Annotated in this window: 20 protein-coding genes and 1 pseudogene; 7 read left to right on the top strand and 14 right to left on the bottom strand. The window is 63.2% G+C overall.

The genetic code is table 11. The features are described 5' to 3' along the window. Positions 1 to 33: 33 nt before the first annotated feature. The gene (locus J4P02_RS20010; protein WP_426193408.1) at positions 34 to 1,314 is read left to right on the top strand and encodes a glycosyltransferase family 4 protein; all 1,281 of its coding nucleotides are present in this window, start codon (positions 34 to 36) and stop codon (positions 1,312 to 1,314) included. Here J4P02_RS20010 and J4P02_RS20005 read toward each other — a convergent pair. The 3 genes from J4P02_RS20005 to J4P02_RS19995 form a co-directional block, all read right to left on the bottom strand. Then, positions 1,311 to 2,414, bottom strand: a complete 1,104-nt coding sequence (locus J4P02_RS20005) for an NADH:flavin oxidoreductase (protein ID WP_426193406.1) — start codon at positions 2,412 to 2,414, stop codon at positions 1,311 to 1,313. The two genes, J4P02_RS20010 and J4P02_RS20005, sit on opposite strands and share 4 nt — an antisense overlap. Positions 2,415 to 2,603: 189 nt before the next feature. Beyond that, on the bottom strand, positions 2,604 to 3,086 hold the full coding sequence (locus J4P02_RS20000; RefSeq protein WP_426193404.1) for a glutathione peroxidase: 483 nt from the start codon (positions 3,084 to 3,086) through the stop codon (positions 2,604 to 2,606). A 121-nt stretch (positions 3,087 to 3,207) separates the two neighbouring features. Beyond that, the gene (locus J4P02_RS19995; protein WP_016964800.1) at positions 3,208 to 3,693 is read right to left on the bottom strand and encodes an FKBP-type peptidyl-prolyl cis-trans isomerase; all 486 of its coding nucleotides are present in this window, start codon (positions 3,691 to 3,693) and stop codon (positions 3,208 to 3,210) included. Here J4P02_RS19995 and J4P02_RS19990 point away from each other — a divergent pair. From J4P02_RS19990 to J4P02_RS19980, 3 genes and pseudogenes are all read left to right on the top strand, one after another. Continuing rightward, positions 3,662 to 4,000, top strand: a pseudogene (locus tag J4P02_RS19990) (DUF3565 domain-containing protein). The gene J4P02_RS19995 and the pseudogene J4P02_RS19990 overlap by 32 nt on opposite strands. A 60-nt stretch (positions 4,001 to 4,060) precedes the next feature. Further along, positions 4,061 to 6,160, top strand: a complete 2,100-nt coding sequence (gene pta / locus J4P02_RS19985) for a phosphate acetyltransferase (protein WP_426193401.1) — start codon at positions 4,061 to 4,063, stop codon at positions 6,158 to 6,160. Positions 6,161 to 6,165: 5 nt separating this feature from the next. Further along, a complete protein-coding gene (locus J4P02_RS19980; RefSeq protein ID WP_426193399.1) occupies positions 6,166 to 7,071 on the top strand; it encodes an acyltransferase in 906 nt (301 codons plus the stop codon). Between the two features lie 71 nt (positions 7,072 to 7,142). Here J4P02_RS19980 and cysN read toward each other — a convergent pair whose 3' ends face one another. The 4 genes from cysN to J4P02_RS19960 form a co-directional block, all read right to left on the bottom strand. Beyond that, positions 7,143 to 9,041: a sulfate adenylyltransferase subunit CysN gene (gene cysN, locus J4P02_RS19975; protein WP_426193397.1), complete on the bottom strand. Its 1,899-nt coding sequence runs from the start codon at positions 9,039 to 9,041 to the stop codon at positions 7,143 to 7,145. Between the two features lie 53 nt (positions 9,042 to 9,094). Further along, positions 9,095 to 9,436 (bottom strand): four helix bundle protein, encoded by a 342-nt coding sequence (locus tag J4P02_RS19970; RefSeq protein WP_426193395.1) that lies wholly within the window; start codon positions 9,434 to 9,436, stop codon positions 9,095 to 9,097. A 103-nt stretch (positions 9,437 to 9,539) separates the two neighbouring features. After that, positions 9,540 to 10,457 carry a sulfate adenylyltransferase subunit CysD gene (cysD, locus tag J4P02_RS19965; RefSeq protein WP_426193393.1) on the bottom strand — a complete coding sequence of 306 codons (918 nt, stop codon included), beginning with the start codon at positions 10,455 to 10,457 and terminating at the stop codon, positions 9,540 to 9,542. Between the two features lie 248 nt (positions 10,458 to 10,705). Continuing rightward, the gene (locus J4P02_RS19960) at positions 10,706 to 11,464 is read right to left on the bottom strand and encodes a Nif3-like dinuclear metal center hexameric protein (protein ID WP_426193391.1); all 759 of its coding nucleotides are present in this window, start codon (positions 11,462 to 11,464) and stop codon (positions 10,706 to 10,708) included. A 102-nt stretch (positions 11,465 to 11,566) separates the two neighbouring features. Between J4P02_RS19960 and algW the strand changes: the two genes are divergently transcribed. From algW to J4P02_RS19945, 3 genes are all read left to right on the top strand, one after another. Further along, positions 11,567 to 12,721, top strand: a complete 1,155-nt coding sequence (gene algW / locus J4P02_RS19955) for a Do family serine endopeptidase AlgW (RefSeq protein WP_426193389.1) — start codon at positions 11,567 to 11,569, stop codon at positions 12,719 to 12,721. An 85-nt stretch (positions 12,722 to 12,806) separates the two neighbouring features. Beyond that, positions 12,807 to 14,912 (top strand): TonB-dependent siderophore receptor, encoded by a 2,106-nt coding sequence (locus J4P02_RS19950; protein ID WP_426193387.1) that lies wholly within the window; start codon positions 12,807 to 12,809, stop codon positions 14,910 to 14,912. Positions 14,913 to 14,924: 12 nt separating this feature from the next. Beyond that, positions 14,925 to 15,653 (top strand): DUF4198 domain-containing protein, encoded by a 729-nt coding sequence (locus J4P02_RS19945; protein ID WP_426193385.1) that lies wholly within the window; start codon positions 14,925 to 14,927, stop codon positions 15,651 to 15,653. A gap of 89 nt (positions 15,654 to 15,742) precedes the next feature. Here J4P02_RS19945 and hisC read toward each other — a convergent pair whose 3' ends face one another. From hisC to J4P02_RS19910, 7 genes are all read right to left on the bottom strand, one after another. After that, complete coding sequence (hisC, locus tag J4P02_RS19940) at positions 15,743 to 16,795, bottom strand: histidinol-phosphate transaminase (protein WP_426193383.1); 1,053 nt, start codon at positions 16,793 to 16,795, stop codon at positions 15,743 to 15,745. A gap of 2 nt (positions 16,796 to 16,797) precedes the next feature. Further along, the gene (gene hisD, locus J4P02_RS19935; RefSeq protein WP_426193380.1) at positions 16,798 to 18,126 is read right to left on the bottom strand and encodes a histidinol dehydrogenase; all 1,329 of its coding nucleotides are present in this window, start codon (positions 18,124 to 18,126) and stop codon (positions 16,798 to 16,800) included. A gap of 154 nt (positions 18,127 to 18,280) precedes the next feature. Continuing rightward, positions 18,281 to 18,916 (bottom strand): ATP phosphoribosyltransferase, encoded by a 636-nt coding sequence (gene hisG / locus J4P02_RS19930; RefSeq protein ID WP_426193378.1) that lies wholly within the window; start codon positions 18,914 to 18,916, stop codon positions 18,281 to 18,283. A gap of 128 nt (positions 18,917 to 19,044) precedes the next feature. Beyond that, positions 19,045 to 20,310 (bottom strand): UDP-N-acetylglucosamine 1-carboxyvinyltransferase, encoded by a 1,266-nt coding sequence (gene murA, locus J4P02_RS19925; protein ID WP_426193376.1) that lies wholly within the window; start codon positions 20,308 to 20,310, stop codon positions 19,045 to 19,047. A 22-nt stretch (positions 20,311 to 20,332) separates the two neighbouring features. Then, a complete protein-coding gene (locus tag J4P02_RS19920) occupies positions 20,333 to 20,572 on the bottom strand; it encodes a BolA family protein (protein WP_426193374.1) in 240 nt (79 codons plus the stop codon). Between the two features lie 117 nt (positions 20,573 to 20,689). Then, positions 20,690 to 20,995: an STAS domain-containing protein gene (locus tag J4P02_RS19915; RefSeq protein ID WP_426193372.1), complete on the bottom strand. Its 306-nt coding sequence runs from the start codon at positions 20,993 to 20,995 to the stop codon at positions 20,690 to 20,692. Continuing rightward, entirely contained in the window at positions 20,992 to 21,645 is a 654-nt protein-coding gene (locus J4P02_RS19910) for an MlaC/ttg2D family ABC transporter substrate-binding protein (protein ID WP_426193370.1), read from the bottom strand. The genes J4P02_RS19915 and J4P02_RS19910 overlap by 4 nt, the downstream gene beginning before the upstream one ends. Positions 21,646 to 21,654: the final 9 nt, after the last annotated feature.

Here is a 21,654-nt window from a genome sequence, read left to right as displayed (position 1 = left end):
ATAAATCCATCATCGGCACGTCACAATGACGACATGGCCTCGGTCGACACTGAGGCCATGACGACAGCCCTGCACATCACCCTGATCACCGAAACCTTCCCGCCGGAAATCAATGGCGTGGCCAATACCCTTGGCCGCCTCTGTGATGGCTTGCGCGCGCGCGGGCACCAGGTGGAACTGGTGCGCCCGCGCCAGGGGTGCGATCAGAGCCGCCCCAGCGACGAGGCGCTGCTGCTGTGTCGCGGCTGGCCGTTGCCGGGCTACCCGGGGCTGCAATGGGGCCAGTCATCGATGCACAAGCTGCTGCGGCGCTGGAAACGCCAGCGCCCGGATGTGCTCTATATCGCCACCGAAGGGCCCTTGGGCTTGTCGGCATTGCGCGCGGCCAAGCGCCTGGGCATTTCGGTGGTCAGTGGCTTCCACACCAATTTCCAGCAGTACTCCAGCCAGTACGGCCTGGGCTTGCTGACCCGCCTGCTGACCCACTACCTGCGCTGGTTCCACAACCGCTCCAAGCTGACCCTGGTGCCCAGCGCCAGCCAGCGCCTGGAACTGGAGCGTCGCCACTTCGAACGCCTGGCCCTGTTGTCCCGAGGGGTCGACAGCCAGCTGTTCCACCCGGCCAAGCGCCGCGCCGAGCTGCGCGCCAGTTGGGGCCTGGGGCCTGAGGACCTGGCGGTGATCCATGTCGGGCGCCTGGCCCCGGAGAAGAATCTCGGCCTGCTCAAGCGCTGCTTCGAACAACTGCAAGCCACTTATCCACAGCGGCGGATGCAGCTGATCGTGGTGGGTGACGGCCCGCAACGCGGGGCGCTGGAGAAGAGCTTGCCCGACGCGCTGTTCTGCGGTAGCCAAAGGGGCGAGGCGCTGGCGGCACACTATGCCTCGGGGGATGTGTTCCTGTTTCCCAGCCTGACCGAGACCTTTGGCAACGTGGTGCTCGAAGCCCTGGCCTCGGGGCTGGCGGTGGTGGCCTACGACCAGGCCGCGGCGGCCCAGCATATGCGCCATGGCTACAACGGGGTGCTAGCCATGCCCGGGGATGAAAATGCCTTCTGCGATGCCGCCAGCTGGCTGCTGGAAGAAGCCGAGACCCTGCGCCGGGTACGCCTCAACGCCCGGCAACATGCCAGCCGCCAGGGGTGGGCAGGGGTGATCGAGCAATTCGAGGAACAGTTGCGCAGCGCCTGCCAGCAGATGCCGACTGAGGGCTACGCAGCATTGAAGACAGCCACGGTCGAGCCAGGCGCCCCAGCGCCCAGGCTAGGTGCGGCGAGGGGGTTGCCTCCCTCGCCGCCCGGAAACACCGGTTAAACCAGGCTCATCAGCGCTTCACGGCTGAACGGCAGGATGTCCTGCTCGCGGCCGTCACGCACTTTCTGCGCCCAGTCCGGGTCCACCAGCAGGGCCCGGCCCACGGCTACCAAATCGAACTCTTCGTTGTTCAGGCGCTGCAGCAGGTTCTCCAGGCTGGCCGGTTGCGCCACCTTGTCGGTGTTGACCATGAACTGCAGGAACTCGCCATCCAGGCCGACACTGCCCACGGTGATGGTGGGCTTGCCGGTGAGCTTGCGAGTCCAGCCCGCCAGGTTGAGGTCGGAGCCTTCGAACTCCGGTTCCCAGAAGCGTCGGGTCGAGCAGTGGAAGATATCCACACCGGCGTCCGCCAGCGGCTTGAGGAAGGCCGCCAGGGCCTCAGGGGTCTGCACCAGGCGCGCCTCGTAGTCCTGCTGCTTCCACTGCGAGAAGCGCAGGATGATCGGGAAATCCGGGCCAACGGCGGCACGCACGGCCTGGATCAACTCGATGGCAAAACGCGAACGCTGGGCCAGGTCGCCGCCATATTCATCGGTACGCTGGTTGCTGCCTTCCCAGAAGAACTGGTCCACCAGGTAGCCGTGGGCGCCGTGGATCTCCACGCCGTCCATGCCGATGCTCTGGGCATCCTTGGCGGCCTGGGCGAAGGCCGCTATCACCTCCTGGATGTCCTGGTGGGTCATGCCATGCACCACCAGCTTGCCATCCTTGAACTTCTCGCTCGGGCCGTAACCGGGCACGCTGGCGTCCGGCTCGGTGCCCAGGCGCCGCACATTGCCCACGTGCCACAGCTGGGGAACGATTTTGCCGCCCTCGGCATGCACCGCATCCACCACCTTCTTCCAGCCGGCCAGGGCCGCTTCGCCGTAAAACTGCGGCACATTGGGGTAGCCATTGGCGGCCGGGTGGCCGACCGTGGTGCCTTCGGTGATGATCAGGCCGACACCTGCAGCGGCACGACGCCGGTAGTACTCGATGACCTTGGAGTTGGGCACGCCGCCCGGGGAGAACGAGCGGGTCATGGGCGCCATCACCACGCGAGTCGGCAACTCCAGCGCGCCGAGTTGAAAGGGTTTGAACAAGGCTTGAACAGGCATGCGGCACTCCGACAGAAAGGGCTTGAGCCCATGATCGACACACAAGGCTGCGCCGAGAACAGCTCCTCGGCGCATTTATGATGTGGATAATATTCTGCCCTGAAGGGACTGCACAGCATTATTGATTTAAGTGATCTAGAAGCAAAAACGCCGCATCGAAGCGGCGTGAAACGGGTGCCCAAGACGGGTTCAGCTCAGGGCTTTCTCGATGGCCTGGACCACAGCCGGATCATCGGGAGCGGTGCGCGGCGAGAATCGCGCCAGCACCCGGCCGTCCTTGCCCAACAGGAACTTCTCGAAATTCCAGGTGATGTCCCCCGGGAACTCGGCACCCTCGCCCGCCAGCAAGCGGTACAGCTGATGACGCTCGGGACCGTTGACCTCCAGCTTGCCACTCAAGGGGAAGCTCACCCCGTAGTTGAGGCTGCAGAATTCCTGGATCTCCTGCTCAGTGCCCGGTTCCTGCCCGGCGAACTGATTGCAGGGCAGGCCCAGCACGCTGAACCCTTGCCCCTTGTACTGCTGATAGAGATTTTCCAGCGCCGCGTATTGTGGGGTCAGGCCACATTTGGAAGCGACATTGACCACCAGCACGACTTGCCCCTTGAAGGGCGCGAGCGGCAGTTCCTGACCATCCAGGGCTTTCAGTTTAAGGTCGTGAAAAGCACTCATGACGAACTCCAAATTCCCGTGTTCTTACAGAAAACAGCCTCTCGACAGTAGAGCCAAAAGCCGCGGACTAAAAAGGCGCCCTCGGGCGCCTTTCCAGCAAGTTTGAGCTTAGCGCAGAAACTCAGTGGTGATGACCACCTTCGCCATGGACGTGACCATGGGCGATTTCTTCCTGGCTGGCGTCACGGATGGCAACGATCTTGACCTGGAAATTCAGGCGCTGGCCGGCCAGTGGGTGGTTGCCGTCGACGGTCACGTCGTCGCCGTCCAGATCACGGATGGTCACGATCTGCATCTGGCCGTCCGGAGCGGAAGCGTGGAACTGCATGCCCACTTCCAGCTCGTCAACGCCTTCGAACATGCTGCGGCTCAGGGTGCTGACCAGTTCGGCAGCGTATTCGCCGTAGGCGTCTTCAGGTTCAACGGAGACATTCAGTTCGTCACCGACCTGCTTGCCTTCCAGGGCCTTTTCCAGACCTGGGATGATGTTGCCTGCGCCTTGCAGGTAAACCAGCGGGGCGCCGCCGGCAGAGCTGTCGATGACCTCACCAGCGTCGTTGGTGAGGGTATAGTCGATGGAGACAGCCTTATTGGCGGCGATCAGCATGAGGGCGGGACCTTTTACATAAGAATGAAGAGGTCCAAGTTTAGCGAAGCAATCGTTCGAAAGCGAACGGAACCCGGACCAACGGAACGTGCAACCAACCTCGATAATCTGCGGTTTTCATCAGGATGAAGACGGCCACTGGGTGGCCGAACTGTCCTGTGGCCACACCCAGCACCTGCGCCACCAACCGCCCTGGCAATCCCGTGCCTGGGTCCTGGACCCGCAACGGCGGGCGGAAAAAATAGGCCAGCCCTTTGCTTGCGGCTGGTGCGCGCAAGCCCCCGGAAGCGATAACCTTAGCGCCTGACGATCCGGCAGACGGCCAGAGAAGACCGTCGCCCTTGCCATGCACCCTTCGAGAATCCGCATGCAAACTTTCTTTATCGCGCCCACCGATTTTGGTGTGGGTCTGACCTCCATCAGCCTCGGGCTGGTGCGGACCCTGGAACGGGCCGGCCTCAAGGTCGGCTTCTTCAAACCCATCGCCCAGCCGCATCCGGGGGATACCGGCCCCGAGCGTTCCACCGAACTGGTGGCCCGCACCCACGGCCTGAAACCGCCGCAACCCCTGGGCCTGGCCCATGTCGAGCGGATGCTCGGCGACGGCCAGCTGGATGAACTGCTGGAAGAAATCATCGCCCTCTACCAGCAGGCGGCCATCGGCAAGGACGTACTGATTGTTGAAGGCATGGTGCCAACCCGCAGCGCCAGCTATGCCGCGCGGGTCAACCTGCACCTGGCGAAAAGCCTGGATGCCGAGGTGATCCTGGTCTCGGCGCCGGAAAACGAGGTGCTCACCGAACTGTCCGGCCGGGTCGAGCTGCAGGCACAGTTGTTCGGCGGCCCGCGGGACCCGAAAGTGCTGGGGGTGATCCTCAACAAGGTACGCACCGATGAGAGCATGGAGGCGTTTTCCGCCCGCCTGAAGGAACACTCGCCCCTGCTGCGCAGCGGTGACTTCCGCCTGCTGGGCTGCATTCCCTTCCAGCCGGAGCTCAATGCCCCGCGCACCCGCGATGTGGCCGAGCTGATGGGCGCCCAGGTACTCAACGCCGGGGACTATGAAACCCGGCGCATGACCAAGATCATCATTTGCGCGCGCACCATGCGCAACACCGTGGAGCTGCTCAAGCCCGGCGTGCTGGTGGTGACCCCGGGGGACCGCGACGACATCATCCTCGCCGTGAGCCTGGCGGCAATCAACGGCGTGCCCCTGGCCGGCCTGCTGCTGACCAGCGACACCCTGCCCGACCCACGGATCATGGAGCTGTGCCGCGGTGCCCTGAACGCCGGGCTGCCGGTGCTCTCGGTGAGCAGCGGTTCCTACGACACCGCCAACCACCTCAATGGCCTGAACAAGGAAATCCCTATCGATGACCGCGAGCGCGCGGAAATCATCACCGACTTCGTCGCCAGCCACCTGGACGCCAACTGGCTGCACCAGCGCTGCGGCACCCCACGGGAAATGCGCCTGACACCGGCGGTGTTCCGCTACCAGTTGATCCAGCGCGCCCAGCAGGCCGACAAGCGCATTGTGCTGCCCGAAGGCAGCGAACCACTGACTGTGCAGGCCGCCGCCATCTGCCAGGCCCGGGGCATTGCCCGTTGCGTGCTGCTGGCCAAGCCCGAGGAAGTGCATGCGGTGGCCCGGGCCCAGGGCATCGAACTGCCCGAGGGCCTGGAGATTCTCGACCCGGACCTGATCCGCGAACGCTACGTGGAGCCCATGGTGGCCTTGCGCAAGAGCAAGAGCCTCAATGCCCCCATGGCCGAGCAGCAGCTGGAAGACCCGGTGGTGATCGGCACCGTGATGCTGGCCCTGGACGAAGTGGACGGCCTGGTTTCCGGGCTGGTGCACTCCACCGCCAACACCATCCGCCCGGCCCTGCAACTGATCAAGACTGCACCGGGCTGCACCCTGGTGTCCTCGGTGTTCTTCATGCTGTTCCCCGAGCAGGTGCTGGTGTACGGCGACTGCGTGATGAACCCGCACCCCAGCGCCAGCGAACTGGCAGAGATCGCCCTGCAGAGCGCCGACTCGGCAGCAGCCTTCGGCATCACCCCGCGGGTGGCGATGATCAGCTACTCCAGCGGCGACTCGGCCAGCGGCGAGGAAGTGCAGAAGGTTCGCGAAGCCACCCTCCTGGCCCACGAAAGCCAACGCTCGCTGCTGATCGACGGCCCGTTGCAATACGACGCCGCCGCCAATGACAACGTCGCCCGGGAACTGGCCCCCGACAGCCCCGTGGCGGGCAAGGCCACGGTGTTCGTGTTCCCCGACCTGAACACCGGCAACACCACCCACAAGGCGGTACAGCGCAGCGCCAACTGCGTGAGCCTGGGCCCGATGCTGCAAGGCCTGCGCAAGCCGGTGAACGACCTGCCCCGGGGCGCCCAGGTCGACGACATCGTCTACACCATCGCCCTGACCGCGATTCAAGCCGCCAACCGCCCTATGGATATCTGACCTAAATGCTGGAATTTCTACCTGCCGCGGTACGCGGCATCATCGCCTCGCTGCTGCTGGCGCTGAACACCATCCTGCTGTGCTCGTTCCTGTTCTGCGTGGCGCTGTTCAAGGCCCTGCCCTTCGCTCTCACCCAGCGCATCAGCCACTGGCTGATGAACCACACCCACGAGGCCTGGATCAGCAACAACAAGGCCTGGATGCAACTGGTACGCCGCACCCGCTGGCAGGTAGAGGGCCTGGAAGGGCTGGATTACCAGCACTCCTACCTGGTGACCAGCAACCACCAGAGCTGGGTCGACATCATGGTGCTGCAGTACGTGCTCAACCGGCGCATTCGCCCGCTGAAGTTCTTTCTCAAGCAGGAACTGATCTGGGTGCCAGTGATCGGCCTGGCCTGGTGGGCCCTGGGCTTTCCCTTTATGAAGCGCTACTCCAAGGCCTACCTGGAGAAGCACCCGGAAAAGAAAGGCAAGGACCTGGAGACCACCCGCAACACCTGCGCGAAGTTTCGCGCCAACCCGGTGGGCATCTTCAACTTCGTCGAGGGCACACGCTTTACCGAAGCCAAGCACGCTCAGCAGCAATCGCCGTTCCGCTACCTGCTCAAGCCCAAGGCCGGCGGCATCGCCTTTGTCCTGGATGCCATGGGCGAGCAACTGCAATCGATCATCGACGTGACCATCCACTACCCCGCCGGTCGCCCCGGGTTCTGGGACCTGCTGTGCGGCAGGCTCGATGAGGTGGTGGTGCGTTTTGCAGAAGTGCAGATTCCAGCGCAGTTCATTGGCAAGAACTACGAGCAGGACACGGCCTATCGCCAGGAATTCCAGGGCTGGATCAACCAGCAGTGGCTGGCCAAGGATGCGCTGCTGGAAACCTTGCATCGTGAATATCCAGGCCGGCCTTGAGGGCCTCTGCGCTGGCAAGCCAATAAAAAAGCCCGCAGCCGATCACTCGACTGCGGGCTTTTTCCTGGGGCTTAGATCGCGCTGCGGCTACGCAATAGATCCAGCACCTGCTTGACGCTTTCTTCCAGCGACAGGGCCTGGGTGTCGATCACCAGATCGGCATTCAGCGGCACGTCATAGGGGAAGGATTCGCCCGGGACGTTATCGCCGCCGGCCGCGTACAGGCCCTGCGGATCACGCTCGACGCACACCGCCGGCGATGCCTGGACATACACCGTGAGCAAGCGCTCCTTGCCGATCAGCTCCTTGGCCTGCTCACGCCCTTCGGCGCTCGGTGCCACGAACGCCGCCAGGGTCAGCATCCCGGCTTCGTTGAACTGACGGGCCACATGGGCCGCACGCCGCCAATTCTCGGTGCGCCCGGCACGGTCCTGTGGCAAGCCCTTGTTCAGGTCATGGCGCAGGTTCTGGCCGTCGAGCACATACACCGCACGCCCCATGTCGAACAGCTTGCGCTCCACGGCATAGGCCAGGGTGCTCTTGCCGGCGCCCGACAGGCCGCTGAACAGCACGGTGGCCGGTTGTTGGCCGAAGCGCTGGGAGCGCTCCTCGGTGCTGACATGGGCCTGTTTGCCATGGTGAGTGGCAGTGCCATGAGCCACAGGCTGGGCGACGATCATGCCGGCGCCGACGGTGCCGTTGGTCAAGCGATCGATAACGATGAAGGCGCCAGTGGTGCGGTTGCTTTCGTAGCCATCCAGGGCAATCGGGGCGTCGAGGCTGATCTTGACCTTGCCGATCTCGTTCAGTTGCAACGCGCTCGCCGCGCCCTCTTCCAGGGTGTTCACATCGACTTTGTGAATGATGCTGGCAATCGAGCCCGGCACATAGCTGGTGGCACGCTTGATGTCGTATTTCTTGCCCGGCAGCATCGGTTCTTCGGCCATCCATACCAGCATGGCGTCGAAACTGTCGGTGACTGGCGGCACGCTATCGGCATGCACCAGCAGGTCGCCACGGGAGATGTCGATCTCGTCTTCCATGGTCAGGGTCACGGCCTGGCCTGGGCCGGCCTGTTCCAGCTCGCCTTCGAAGGTGACGATGGACTTGACCCGGCTGCTCTTGCCCGAGGGCAGTACCACGATTTCGTCGCCCTTGTGCACGATGCCGCTGGCCAGGGTGCCGGCGAAACCACGGAAGTTCAGGTTCGGACGGTTGACGTACTGCACCGGGAAACGCAGGTCGGTGAAGTTGCGATCGCCGGCCACTTCCACGGTCTCGAGGATTTCCATCAGCGACTGGCCGGTGTACCAGGGCGAACGCTCGCTCTTGTTCACCACGTTGTCGCCCTTGAGCGCCGACATCGGCACGAAGTGCAGGCTGGTGGGCTGGATCTTCAGGCCCTGGGCGAACTTCAGGTAATCGGCCTTGATCGACTCGAAGACCTGCTGATCGAAGCCCTTGAGGTCCATCTTGTTGATGGCCACGACGATGTGCTTGATGCCCAGCAACGAGGCGATAAAGCTGTGGCGGCGAGTTTGGGTCTGCACGCCATAGCGGGCATCCACCAGGATGATCGCCAGGTCGCAGGTGGAGGCGCCGGTGGCCATGTTGCGGGTGTACTGCTCATGGCCGGGGGTGTCGGCGATGATGAACTTGCGCTTGGCGGTGGAGAAATAGCGGTAGGCGACATCGATGGTGATGCCCTGCTCGCGCTCGGCCTGCAGGCCGTCCACCAGCAACGCCAGGTCGATGTCGTCACCGGTGGTGCCGACCTTCTTCGAGTCGCGGGTGATGGCTTCCAGATGGTCTTCGTAGATCATCTTCGAGTCGTGCAGCAGGCGCCCGATCAGGGTGCTCTTGCCGTCGTCGACGTTGCCGCAGGTGAGGAAGCGCAGCAGCTCCTTGCGTTCGTGCTGGCCCAGGTAAGCGAGGATGTCCTCGCTGATCAAATCAGATTGATGGCTCATAGCGTTCAAGCTCCAAGCTGTCAGCTTCAAGCGGCAAGCTTGTCGGCGTACAGCTAGTCAGAAATTTTTTTGATCAAGCCGCTGAGCATTTTCGAAAGCTCGCGAGTTTCTGTAATCCAGTGTTCAGCCAGCGGTTGTGCGATGTAGGCAATTTCCTGACCGATGATGATCTGCGTACGCAGCTCGCCATTGGAGGCTTTGGCGATCCAAAGATAGTGAACCTTCTCTTTGGCGCTACGCCGTTCCATACCTTCGGCAATATTGGAGGGCACCGAGAGTGCGGAGCGAGTGATCTGACTCCTGAAGGCGAAATCCTCACATCGCGCAAGCTCTCTATAAATCTGCACCGCCAAGGCTTTGCTTCTACGCCAAACCACCAGTTTCTCGAAGTCCATCACGAGTTTTCCGGTGCCGGCTCACAGCAACCTGCTGCAAGCATCAAGCGGCAAGCTACGCGTCACGCACGCAACTTGCAGCTTGTCGCTTGTAACTTAAAACTTAGAAGTATCCCTGACGCTTCTTGTCTTCCATTGAGCCGGCGCCATCGTGGTCGATGACCCGGCCCTGGCGCTCGGAAGTTCGCGTCAGGAGCATTTCCTGGATGATGTCCGTCAGGCTCTCGGCCTCGGACTCCACCGCGCCCGTCAACGGGTAGCAGCCAAGGGTACGGAAACGCACTTTCTTCTTGACGATGCGGGCCTTCTCTTCCTCGGAGAGGTGCTCGAGGATGCGCGCGTCGTCGATCATGATCAGGGTGCCGTTCTTCTCGATCACTTCGCGCTCGGCGGCGAAGTACAGCGGCACGATCGGGATGCCTTCCAGGTAGATGTACTGCCAGATGTCCAGCTCGGTCCAGTTGGACAGCGGGAACACGCGGATCGACTCGCCCTTGTTGACCTTGCCGTTGTAGACGTTCCACAGCTCGGGGCGCTGGTTCTTCGGGTCCCAGCGGTGCTTGCTGTCGCGGAACGAGTAGACGCGCTCCTTGGCGCGGGACTTCTCTTCATCGCGGCGGGCACCGCCGAACGCGGCGTCGAAACCGTATTTGTCCAGGGCTTGCTTGAGGCCCTCGGTCTTCATGATGTCGGTGTGCTTGGCGCTGCCGTGGGTGAAGGGGTTGATGCCCTGGGCCACGCCATCCGGGTTGACGTGGGTGATCAGCTCCAGGCCCAGCTCCTCGACCATGCGATCACGGAACTTGTACATCTCCTGGAACTTCCACTGGGTGTCGACGTGCATCACCGGGAACGGCAGCTTGCCGGGGAAGAACGCCTTGCGCGCCAGGTGCAACATCACGGCGGAGTCTTTACCGATGGAGTACAGCATCACCGGGTTGTCGAACTCGGCGGCCACCTCGCGGATGATGTGGATGCTTTCCGCCTCCAGCTGTTTCAGATGCGTCAGTTTGTCGACCATGGCTACTCACGAAAGCTTTCTTATGGACGGCCATCGGGCCGTGTTCGAGCGGGGCATGCTAGCACAGCGACCTGCTTCTAATCAGGGAGCCAACTAGAACGAAACGGTATATGAATATACCGCCCGGTTAGGCATCAAAAACCCTGAGCAAACGGGCGATGTAGGAGCTGGCTTGCCAGCGAAGGCGCCTTCACGAGCCCCGCAGAACTCAACGGAGGACGCGCCAGCAAGCCGGCTCCTACATGGGCTCAGATCGGGTTGGGGCAGTCGATGAACAGGTGCTCCAGGGCGAAGCGCCGGGCCAGGTAGTCGCCCAGGGCCTGGACCCCGTAGCGCTCGGTGGCGTGATGGCCGGCGGCGATGAAACTGATGTCGTTTTCCCGGGCACTGTGGAAGGTCTGCTCCGAGGCCTCGCCGCTCAAGTACAGGTCGACGCCGGCCTGCGCCGCCTGATCGATATAGCCCTGGCCGCCGCCGGTGCACCAGCCGACCCGGCGGATCATCTTGCTGCCTTCGATCAGCAACGGCTCGCGGCCCATCGCCTCTTGCACCCGGCGGGCAAAGTCGCGCGCGGTCATCGGCTCGCCGAGGGAACCCACCAGGCCCACCACCTTGGGGTTTTCCGGGTCCAGCGGGCCTTCCACGGTGATCTCCAGTTGCCGGGCCAACTGCACGTTGTTGCCCACGTCCGGGTGCAGGTCCAGGGGCAGGTGATAGGCCAGCAGGCTGATATCGTGCTTGAGCAGGGTTTTCAACCTACGCTGCTTCATGCCGGTGATGCAGGGGTTCTCACCTTTCCAGAAATAGCCGTGATGCACCAGCACCAGGTCGGCCTTGGCTTCCACCGCGGCGTCCAGCAGGGCCTGGCTGGCGGTCACGCCACTGACGATGCGCATCACCTGTGGACGCCCTTCCACCTGCAAGCCATTGGGGCAGTAGTCGGCGATTCGCGAACTGCCCAGGTAGCGGTCCGCTTCTTCCACCAATGTACTCAGGGCAACGGCCATAAAAGACTCCTAAATATCCCGTTCAGAGGCACGCGCGGCCTCGTATAATGCGCGACATTATGGGCCGTGCGCAGCCCTTCGTAACCACCCAGGACTTGCTCAATGCTCAAGGCTCTGCGTTTTTTTGGCTGGCCGCTGCTGGCCGGTGTGCTTATCGCGTTACTGATCATCCAGCGATACCCGCAATGGGTCGGCCTGCCCAGCCTGGACGTCAACCTGCAGCAAGCTCCGCAAACCACCAGCACTCAGCAGGGCCCGGTGTCCTACGCCGATGCGGTGGTGATCGCCGCCCCCGCGGTGGTCAACCTGTACACCACCAAGGTGATCAACAAGCCGGCCCATCCGCTGTTCGAAGACCCACAGTTCCGGCGCTTCTTCGGCGACAACCTGCCCAAGCAACAGCGTATGGAATCGAGCCTGGGTTCCGGGGTGATCATGAGCCCCGAGGGCTACCTGCTGACCAACAACCACGTAACCTCCGGCGCCGAGCAGATTGTGGTGGCGCTCAAGGACGGTCGCGAAACCCTGGCCCGGGTGATCGGCAGCGACCCGGAAACCGACCTCGCGGTGCTCAAGATCGACCTGAAGAACCTGCCCTCGATCACCGTCGGCCGCTCGGAAAGCGTTCGCGTCGGCGATGTCGCGCTGGCTATCGGCAACCCCTTCGGCGTGGGTCAGACCGTGACCATGGGCATCATCAGCGCTACTGGGCGCAACCAACTGGGGCTGAACAACTACGAAGACTTCATCCAGACCGACGCTGCGATCAACCCGGGCAACTCCGGTGGTGCGCTGGTGGACGCCAACGGCAACCTCACCGGGATCAACACCGCGATCTTCTCCAAGTCCGGCGGATCCCAGGGCATAGGTTTTGCCATCCCGATCAAGCTGGCGATGGAGGTGATGAAGTCGATCATCGAGCACGGCCAGGTGATCCGTGGCTGGCTGGGCATCGAAGTGCAACCCCTGACCCAGGAACTGGCGGAATCCTTCGGCCTGGCCGGGCGCCCGGGGATCGTGGTGGCGGGCATCTTCCGCGACGGCCCGGCGCAAAAGGCCGGCATGCAACTGGGCGACGTGATCCTCAGCATCGACGGCGAGCCGGCCGGTGATGGCCGTCGCTCGATGAACCAGGTGGCGCGAATCAAGCCGACGGATAAAGTCGCGATCCAGGTGATGCGCAATGGCAAGGAGCTCAAGCTGACCGCGGAAATCGGCCTGCGACCACCGCCCGCCCCGGTCAAAGAAGAAGAATGACTGCGCGCCCGGCCATGCTGGGCTAACAGCATACATTCTCATTAGTCATGTTATATTGTTTCAATATCGATATTGGAACAGCCCCATGACGCCCCGCAAAATCCTCCCCCTGGCAGGCCTGGCCCTGGGCCTGCTGGCCGATCCCCTGGTCGCCGAAGAAGCTCGCCCCCTGGAGCTCGAAACCACCCGCATCAGCAGTGAATACGAATCGGCCACTGGCCCGGTCAAGGGTTACCGGGCCACTCGCTCGGCCAGTGCGACCAAGACCGACACAGCATTGCGCGATGTGCCGCAAGCCATCAGCGTGGTGCCCGCCAGCGTGCTCAAGGACCTGGGCAGCAGCAACGTCGAACGCGCCCTGGATTTCGCCGGCGGGGTCGTCAAGCAGAACAATTTCGGCGGCCTGACCCTCTACGAATACAGCATTCGCGGCTTCACCACCTCGGAGTTCTACAAGGACGGCTTCAGCGCCAACCGTGGTTACCCGAGCACTCCGGATGCCGCCAATATCGAGCGTATCGAAGTGCTCAAAGGCCCGGCCGCCAGCCTGTATGGGCGTGGCGATCCGGGTGGCACGGTAAACATCGTCACCAAGAAACCCCAGCCCGAACCCTTCGCCACCCTGCAGACCAGCGCCGGCAGCTGGGATCGCTACCGCACCGCCCTGGACCTCAACACCCCGCTGGATGAACAGGGCAACCTGCTGTCGCGAATCAACCTGGCGGTGGAAGACAACCACAGCTTCCGCAACCACGTGGACAGCCGCCGGGTGTTCGTCGCGCCGTCCTTCAGTTGGCAACTGACCCCGGACACCAGCCTGCTGCTGGAGGCTGAGCTGGTGCGCCACAGCTCGACCTTCGATCGCGGCATAGTCGCTCCCGACAATCGCTGGAGCGGCGTGTCCCGTTCGACCTTCCTCGGCGAGCCCAGCGACGGCAATATCGACAACCACAACAACCAGCTCCAGGCCAGCCTGGAACACCACCTCAACGACAGCTGGAAACTGCGCCTGGCCAGCCACTACAAGGAAGGCAAGCTGTGGGGCTTCGCCTCGGAAACCCGGCCGCTGAATGCCGACGGGCACAGCGTCAACCGCCGCTATCGCGAGCGTGACAACAACTGGCACGACAGCATCACCCAGCTGGAACTGCGTGGCCTGTTCGACATGGGCAGTTGGCAGCATGAACTGCTGATCGGCAGCGAATACGAGAACTACCGCAAGAACGAGCGGGTGACCACCATCGCCGGCGGCCCCTACGCCATCGACATCTACAACCCGATCTACGGCCAGCCCAAGCCCAATGGCAAGCGCTCCGGCAGCGACTTCTTCGAGCATGTGGAAAGTCGGGCGCTGAACCTGCAGGACCAGATCATCTTCAGCGAGCGCCTGCGCGGCCTGCTCGGCGCCCGCGTCGAACATTTCCAGCAGCGCATCGACGACCATAGCAGCGGCCAGCGCAGCCGGCAGAACCACGACGCCCTGACCCAGCGCGCCGGGCTGCTTTACCAACTGACCCCGCAACTGGGCCTGTTCGCCAATGCCTCCACCTCGTTCAAGCCCAACAATGGCCTGGATGCGGCCGGCAAGACCTTCAAGCCCGAGGAAGGCATGGGCTACGAAGTGGGGATCAAGAGCGAACTGTTCGACGAGCGCCTGAGCGCCACCCTCGCGGCCTTTCATATCGACAAGGAAAACGTCCTGGCCCTGGACCCCGGCACCGATCGCAGCCGTGCCATGGGCAAGGCCCGCAGCCAGGGCGTCGACCTGCAGTTCAGCGGCCAACTGACCGATGCGCTGCGAGTGATAGGCGCCTATGCGCTGATCGATGCCGAAGTGACCAAGGGCGACCAGGCGATCCCCGCCGGCAGCCGCATTCTCGGCGTGGCCCGGCACAGCGGCAGCCTGCTGGGGGTTTATGAGTTCCAGGACGGCCGGCTCAAAGGCTCGGACTTCGGCGCCGCCCTGACCTATGTCGGCGATCGTTCGGGCGAGGCCGGCGGCCGCTTCGAACTGCCGGCCTACCGCACCCTCGACCTGCTGGCGCACTACAAGGCCAGCGACCACCTGACCCTGGGCCTGAACCTGAACAACCTGTTCGATCAGAAGTACTACGAGCGCTCCTACAGCAACTACTGGATCACTCCAGGGGAGCCACGCAACTTCAGCCTCAGCCTGACCCTCAACCTGTGACGGAGCCTTGCCATGCACAACCTGAAATCCATCGCCCTGCTGGGACTGTTCGCGGCCTTTGCCAGCACCCAGGCCACGGCCCACGGCCTGTGGACCGAACAACGCCGGGGCAATATCGAAGTGATCTACGGCCACGGCGCCGAGGACGATGCCTTCAAGGCACGGAAAATCAGCGGTGCCTGGGCCTATGACAGCGCCGGCCGAATGATTCCGGTCACGGTGCAGCGCCTGGTAGATCACGCGCGCCTGCAGCCGCTCAAGCCTCCGGCGGTGCTCGCCGTGGCCCTGGACAATGGCATGTGGTCGCAGACCGCGGACCAGCGCTGGATCAACCAGGGCCGCAGCCAGGTGCCCGGGGCCATCGAGTCGACCCACACCTTCAAGTACAGCCTGGCGATCTATCAGCCCGGAGCGAAACTGCCCAAGCTCGACAGCCTAAAGCTGGTGATCCTGCCGGAAGTCGACCCACTGACCGTCGGCCCGGGCAAGAACCTGCCAGTGCGGGTACTGCTGGATGGCCAGCCCGCGGCGGGGGTGAAACTGATCGGTGACTACCGCAACGCGCCGAACACCCTGAGCAGCGAGACCGATGCCCAGGGCCGGGCCCAGGTGCTGGTGCGCAATGAGGGCCTGAACGTGATTGCCGCCCAGGTCGAAGTGCCCCTCAAGGACAACCCGGATGTGGCGTCCCGAGGGCTGTTCAGCTCCCTGACCTTCCTCGGCCAACCCCACCACGAATAAAGGCAGCCATTAGCGGCAAGCTTGTAGCGGCAAGCCAGGAGCTGGTGTTCTTGGCTTCTGCTTGCCGCTGAAAACTTGCCGCTTGCCGCTTAGAGTTGCCCGAGGCCGTCGATCAGGGCCTGGTTCTGCTCCGGCGTGCCGATGCTGATGCGCAGGAACTGGGCGATCCGCTGCTGCTTGAAGTGGCGCACTATCACCCCTTGCTCACGCAGCTTGGCCGCCAGGCCTGCGGCGTCGTGCTGTGGGTGGCGGGCGAAGATGAAGTTGGCCGCCGAGGGCAGCACGTCGAAACCCTTGGCCTGCAACTGCGCCACCACCCATTCGCGGCTGTCGATCACCAGCTGGCAGGTCTTGGCGAAATACTCGCGATCCTCGAAAGCCGCCGCCGCGCCGACGATCGCCAGGCGATCCAGCGGGTAGGAGTTGAAGCTGTTCTTGACCCGTTCCAGGGCCTCGATCAGGTCCGGGTGGCCCACCGCCAGGCCCACTCGCAGGCCCGCCAGGGAGCGCGATTTGGACAGGGTCTGGGTCACCAGCAGGTTCGGGTAGCGGTCTACCAGGCTGATGGCACTCTGGCCGCCGAAGTCGATATAGGCCTCATCGACCACCACCACTGAATCCGGGCTGGCCTTGAGCAGCTGCTCCACCGCGTCCAGGGCCAGCAGGCAGCCGGTGGGCGCATTCGGGTTGGGGAAGATGATCCCGCCGTTGGGCCTGGCGTAGTCGGCCACGCGGATCTGGAACTGCTCGTCCAGGGGCACCGGCTCGAACTCGATGCCGTACAGGCCGCAATACACCGGGTAGAAGCTGTAGCTGATGTCCGGGAACAGCAGCGGCTTCTCCTGCTGCAGCAGGCCATGGAAGATGTGCGCCAGGACTTCGTCGGAACCGTTGCCGAGGAACACCTGGTTGCCCTGCACGCCGTAGTAGCTGGCCACCGCCTGCTTGAGCAGGTCGCTGTTGGGGTCGGGGTACAGGCGCAGGTTGTCGTTGAGCTCGGCCTGCATCGCCGCCAGGGCCTTGGGCGACGGGCCATAAGGGTTTTCATTGGTGTTGAGCTTGACCAGCTTGGTCAGCTTGGGTTGCTCCCCCGGCACGTAGGGCACCAGGTTCTTGACGAATGGACTCCAGAATTTGCTCATGCTCATTGCCCCTGATCTTGGTCGTCGACGATGCGGTATTCGGCGCTGCGGGCGTGGGCGGTCAGCGACTCGCCACGGGCCAGTACCGAGGCGGTGCGGCCCAGTTCGGAGGCGCCCTGCTCGGAGCAGAAGATAATCGACGAGCGTTTCTGGAAGTCATACACCCCTAGCGGCGAGGAGAAACGCGCGGTGCCGGAAGTCGGCAACACGTGGTTCGGGCCGGCGCAATAGTCGCCCAGGGCCTCGGAGGTGTGACGGCCCATGAAGATCGCCCCGGCGTGGCGGATCTGCGGCAGCCAGGCTTGCGGGTCGGCCACCGACAACTCCAGGTGCTCGGGCGCAATGCGGTTGGCCACTTCGATGGCCTGCTGCATGTCACGGACCTGGATCAGGGCGCCACGGCCATTGATCGAGGTGTTGATGATTTCGGCGCGCTCCATGCTCGGCAGCAGCTTGGCGATGCTGGCGGCAACCTGATCGAGGAACGCGGCATCCGGGCTGACCAGGATCGCCTGGGCGTCTTCGTCGTGCTCGGCCTGGGAGAACAGGTCCATGGCGATCCAGTCCGGATCGGTCTGGCCATCGCAGACCACGAGGATTTCCGAAGGGCCGGCGATCATGTCGATGCCCACCTGGCCAAACACATGGCGCTTGGCGGTGGCCACATAGATGTTGCCCGGGCCGACGATCTTGTCCACCTGGGGCACGCTTTGTGTGCCATAAGCCAGCGCGGCCACGGCCTGGGCGCCGCCGATGGTGAACACCCGGTCGACCCCGGCAATGCAGGCGGCGGCCAGCACCAGTTCGTTGACCTCGCCACGCGGGGTCGGCACCACCATCACCACTTCGGTAACCCCGGCGACCTTGGCCGGGATCGCGTTCATCAGCACCGAGGACGGGTAGGAAGCCTTGCCCCCCGGCACGTACAGGCCGGCGCGGTCCAGCGGGGTGACCTTCTGCCCGAGCACGGTGCCGTCGGCCTCGGTGTACTGCCAGGAATCCTGCTTCTGCCGTTCGTGATAATTGCGCACTCGGCTGGCGGCTTTCTCCAGGGCCTGGCGCTGCTCGGCAGTGATGCGGGTCAGGGCCAGTTCCAGGCGCTCGCGCGGCAGGATCAGGTCGGCCATGGACGCGGCTTGCAGGCCGTCGAAACGCTGGGTGAATTCCACCACGGCCGCATCGCCGCGCTCGCGCACGGCCTTGATGATGTCCAGCACCCGCTGATTGACCGAGTCGTCGGAGACGCTTTCCCAGCTCAGCAGATGATCCAGATGCTGAGCGAAATCCGGGTCGGCAGCGTTGAGTCGGCGAATTGCAGTCGGAGCGGTCATAGCGAAGGCCTCATTGATTGGCGAATGCACAAAAGGACAAGCTGGGTTTTGCATGACTCAGGCGCCGCAAGACTACCAAGCTATCCGCGTGGGCACCTGAGCATTCTGGCTATGACACGGATAGATGGGCGCGGCTTGGGGCCGCGCATGTGAGTCAGCCGCGGTGTCGCGATTCCACTGCCTTGCGCAGGGTATCGATCAAGGCCTGGATGCGCGCGTGCTGCATCTTCATGGAAGCCTTGTTGACCACCAGCCGAGAGCTGATGGTGGCGATCAGGTCCTGGGGCTCCAGACCGTTGGCCCGCAGGGTATTGCCGGTATCCACCACGTCGATGATCTTGTCGGCCAGACCGATCAGCGGCGCCAGCTCCATGGAGCCGTAGAGCTTGATGATGTCCACCTGGCGGCCCTGCTCGGCGTAGTAACGCTTGGCCACGTTGACGAACTTGGTGGCGACGCGCAGGCGGCCCTTGGGCTCTTGCGCACCGACAGCACCGGCGGTCATCAGCTTGCACTGGGCAATCTGCAGGTCCAGCGGCTCGTACAGGCCCTGGCTGCCGTACTCCATCAGGACGTCCTTGCCGGCCACCCCGAGATCGGCGGCGCCATGCTCGACATAGGTCGGCACGTCGGTGGCACGCACGATCAGCAGGCGTACGTCTTCCTGGGTGGTGGGGATGATCAGTTTGCGGCTCTTGTCCGGATTCTCGGTCGGCACTATGCCCGCTTCAGCCAGAAGCGGCAGCGTGTCGTCGAGGATACGGCCCTTGGACAGTGCGATGGTCAACATGAGTAACGTGAGTCCTTATGCGGCGACTGATGCCCGGACGCAAACGGCGCCAGACATGCGTCGAGCCTGATAACAGGCTCGACGTGAAACGAATCGACTGTGGGCGCCTCCCTGCGCCCGGGAAACCACTAGCCCGGTACGCGGCGGATCTTGGCGCCGAGCATCTGCAGTTTCTCTTCGATGCACTCGTAACCACGGTCGATGTGGTAGATGCGATCGATCAGGGTGTCGCCTTCGGCCATCAGGGCCGAGATCACCAGGCTGGCCGAGGCCCGCAGGTCGGTGGCCATGACCGGCGCGCCCTTGAGGATCTCGGTGCCGGTGACGATGGCGGTATTGCCTTCGACCTGGATCTTGGCGCCCATGCGGTGCAGTTCATACACGTGCATGAAACGGTTTTCGAAAATGGTCTCGATCACCGCGCCAGTGCCTTCGGCGATGGCGTTCAGGGAAATGAACTGGGCCTGCATGTCGGTGGGGAATGCCGGGTACGGAGCGGTACGCACGTTCACCGCCTTGGGGCGCTTGCCGTGCATGTCGAGCTCGATCCAGTCGCTGCCGGTGGTAACTTCGGCGCCGGCTTCCTTGAGTTTTTCCAGTACCGCTTCAAGGATGGTCGGATCGGTGTCCTTGACCTTGACCCGGCCACCGGTGACCGCAGCGGCCACCAGGTAGGTGCCGGTTTCGATCCGGTCGGGCATGACCTTGTAGAACGCCGAATGCAGGCGCTCGACGCCATCGATGGTGATGGTGTCGGTGCCGGCGCCGGAGATCTTCGCGCCCATGGCGATCAGGAAGTTCGCCAGGTCCACCACTTCAGGTTCGCGGGCGGCGTTCTGCAGCACGCTGCGACCCTTGGCCAGGGCAGCGGCCATCATGATGTTCTCGGTACCGGTGACGCTGACGGTATCGAAGAAGAAGTTCGCGCCACGCAGGCCGCCTTCAGGGGCCTTGGCCTTGATGTAGCCGCCTTCGACGTCGATCACCGCGCCCATGGCTTCCAGGCCGCGGATGTGCAGGTCAACCGGACGCGAGCCGATGGCGCAACCGCCAGGCAGGGCCACTTCGGCTTCGCCGAAACGGGCCACCATAGGGCCCAGTACCAGGATCGAGGCGCGCATGGTTTTCACCAGCTCGTAGGGCGCCACCAGGGTCTTGATAGTGCGCGGGTCGATTTCGACGCTGAGTTTCTCGTCGATCACCGGCTCGATGCCCATGCGACCGAACAGCTCGATCATGGTGGTGATGTCATGCAGGTGCGGCAGGTTGGCCACGGTAACCGGGCCATCGCACAGCAGGGTTGCCGCCAGAATCGGCAGCGCGGAGTTCTTGGCTCCGGAAATGCGGATCTCGCCATCGAGGCGAACGCCGCCGGTAATAATCAATTTATCCATAACTGTCTCGACGCCCTTGGGCTCAGGTGCGCTCGGCCCAGGCCGCGCGGCTGAAAAATTTCATGGTGATCGCGTGGATGCTGCCATCGGCAATCCATGGGTTCAAATGGGCATAGATGCTCTGCTGACGCTTGACCGGGCTCAAAGCCGCCAATTCGTCGCTAATCACGTTCAGCTGAAAGTTGCAGCCTTCGCCCTCAACTTCTACCTGAGTTCCGGGCAGCTTTCCCTCGAGAAAGCTCTTCACTTCGTTGGCCTGCATGCTCAACCTCAATCGGCGCCCTGTGCGCGCGGGTCGGACATCATACAAAAAAGCCCCGCGCCTGCGAACCCCGCATAGCAGGACTCTGACGGGGGGCTTGCATGGAGCCTGTCGCTTTCAAGCCGACAGCAGAATCTCGGTAACCCCGGACACTTCGGCAATTTCCCGCATGTCCGCGGGCATGGCGCGAATGCTCACAGCCTTGCCGAGGGCCTGGGCATCGCGCATGAAGGCCAGCAGCAGGGCCAGGCCCACGCTGCTGGACTTGTCCACCGCCGAGCAATCGAGCACCAGCGCCGCGGCCTGGCTCGACTTGATCAGCGCCTGGCCCTGCTTGCGCAGGCCCGGGCCACTGCGGTAATCGAGCACGCCGCTGATCAGCAACTCACCGGACTCACCCAGGCGTACCGCCGAATCACTCATGGCGCAGCCTTTTGCGCAGCGGTGTCGGTGGTTTCCTTGGCCTTGGCCACTTCGCCGGCCCAGCCGTCGATGGTCTTGTCCAGGTTGTTGCCGTTGCGCTGCATGGCGTCGGCGAACTGGTCACGGAACAGCTTGCCGATATTGATGCCGTTGATGATCACGTTACGGATCTTCCACTCATCGTTGATTTTTTCCAGGGTGTAGGACACCGGATAGATCGCGCCGTTGTTGCCCTTGACCTGCATATCGACACTGGTGCGGGTACCGCTCTCATCCTTGGCAGGCGAGAGGGTGATGCCCTGGTTGTTGTACTCCAGCAGCGCGTTGCCATAGAACTGGATCAGGCTGCGCTTGAAGTTCTCCTGGAAGCGCGCCATCTGCTCCGGGGTAGCCTTGCGCGAGTACTTCACGGTCATGATGCTGCGGGAAATGCCGTCGGCATCCACCGCCGGGCCGACAATGCCGTTCAGGGCGTTGTAGAAGTCGTTCGGGCTCTGCTTGTACTTCTCTTTATTGGCCGACAGGTCAGCCAGCATGCGGTTGGTCGTGTCCTGCACCAGATCATGGGCGGACATGCCGCCTGCCGCGTTGGCCAGCATGGGCAAGGCCGCCAGCAGCACCAGCAGGCCACGTCGCAAGATAGAGATCATCGAAAAACT

It is taken from the genome of Pseudomonas sp. NFXW11 (assembly GCF_049887815.1).
Lineage (GTDB): Bacteria > Pseudomonadota > Gammaproteobacteria > Pseudomonadales > Pseudomonadaceae > Aquipseudomonas.
This window is presented reverse-complemented; position numbering and strand designations above follow the sequence as displayed.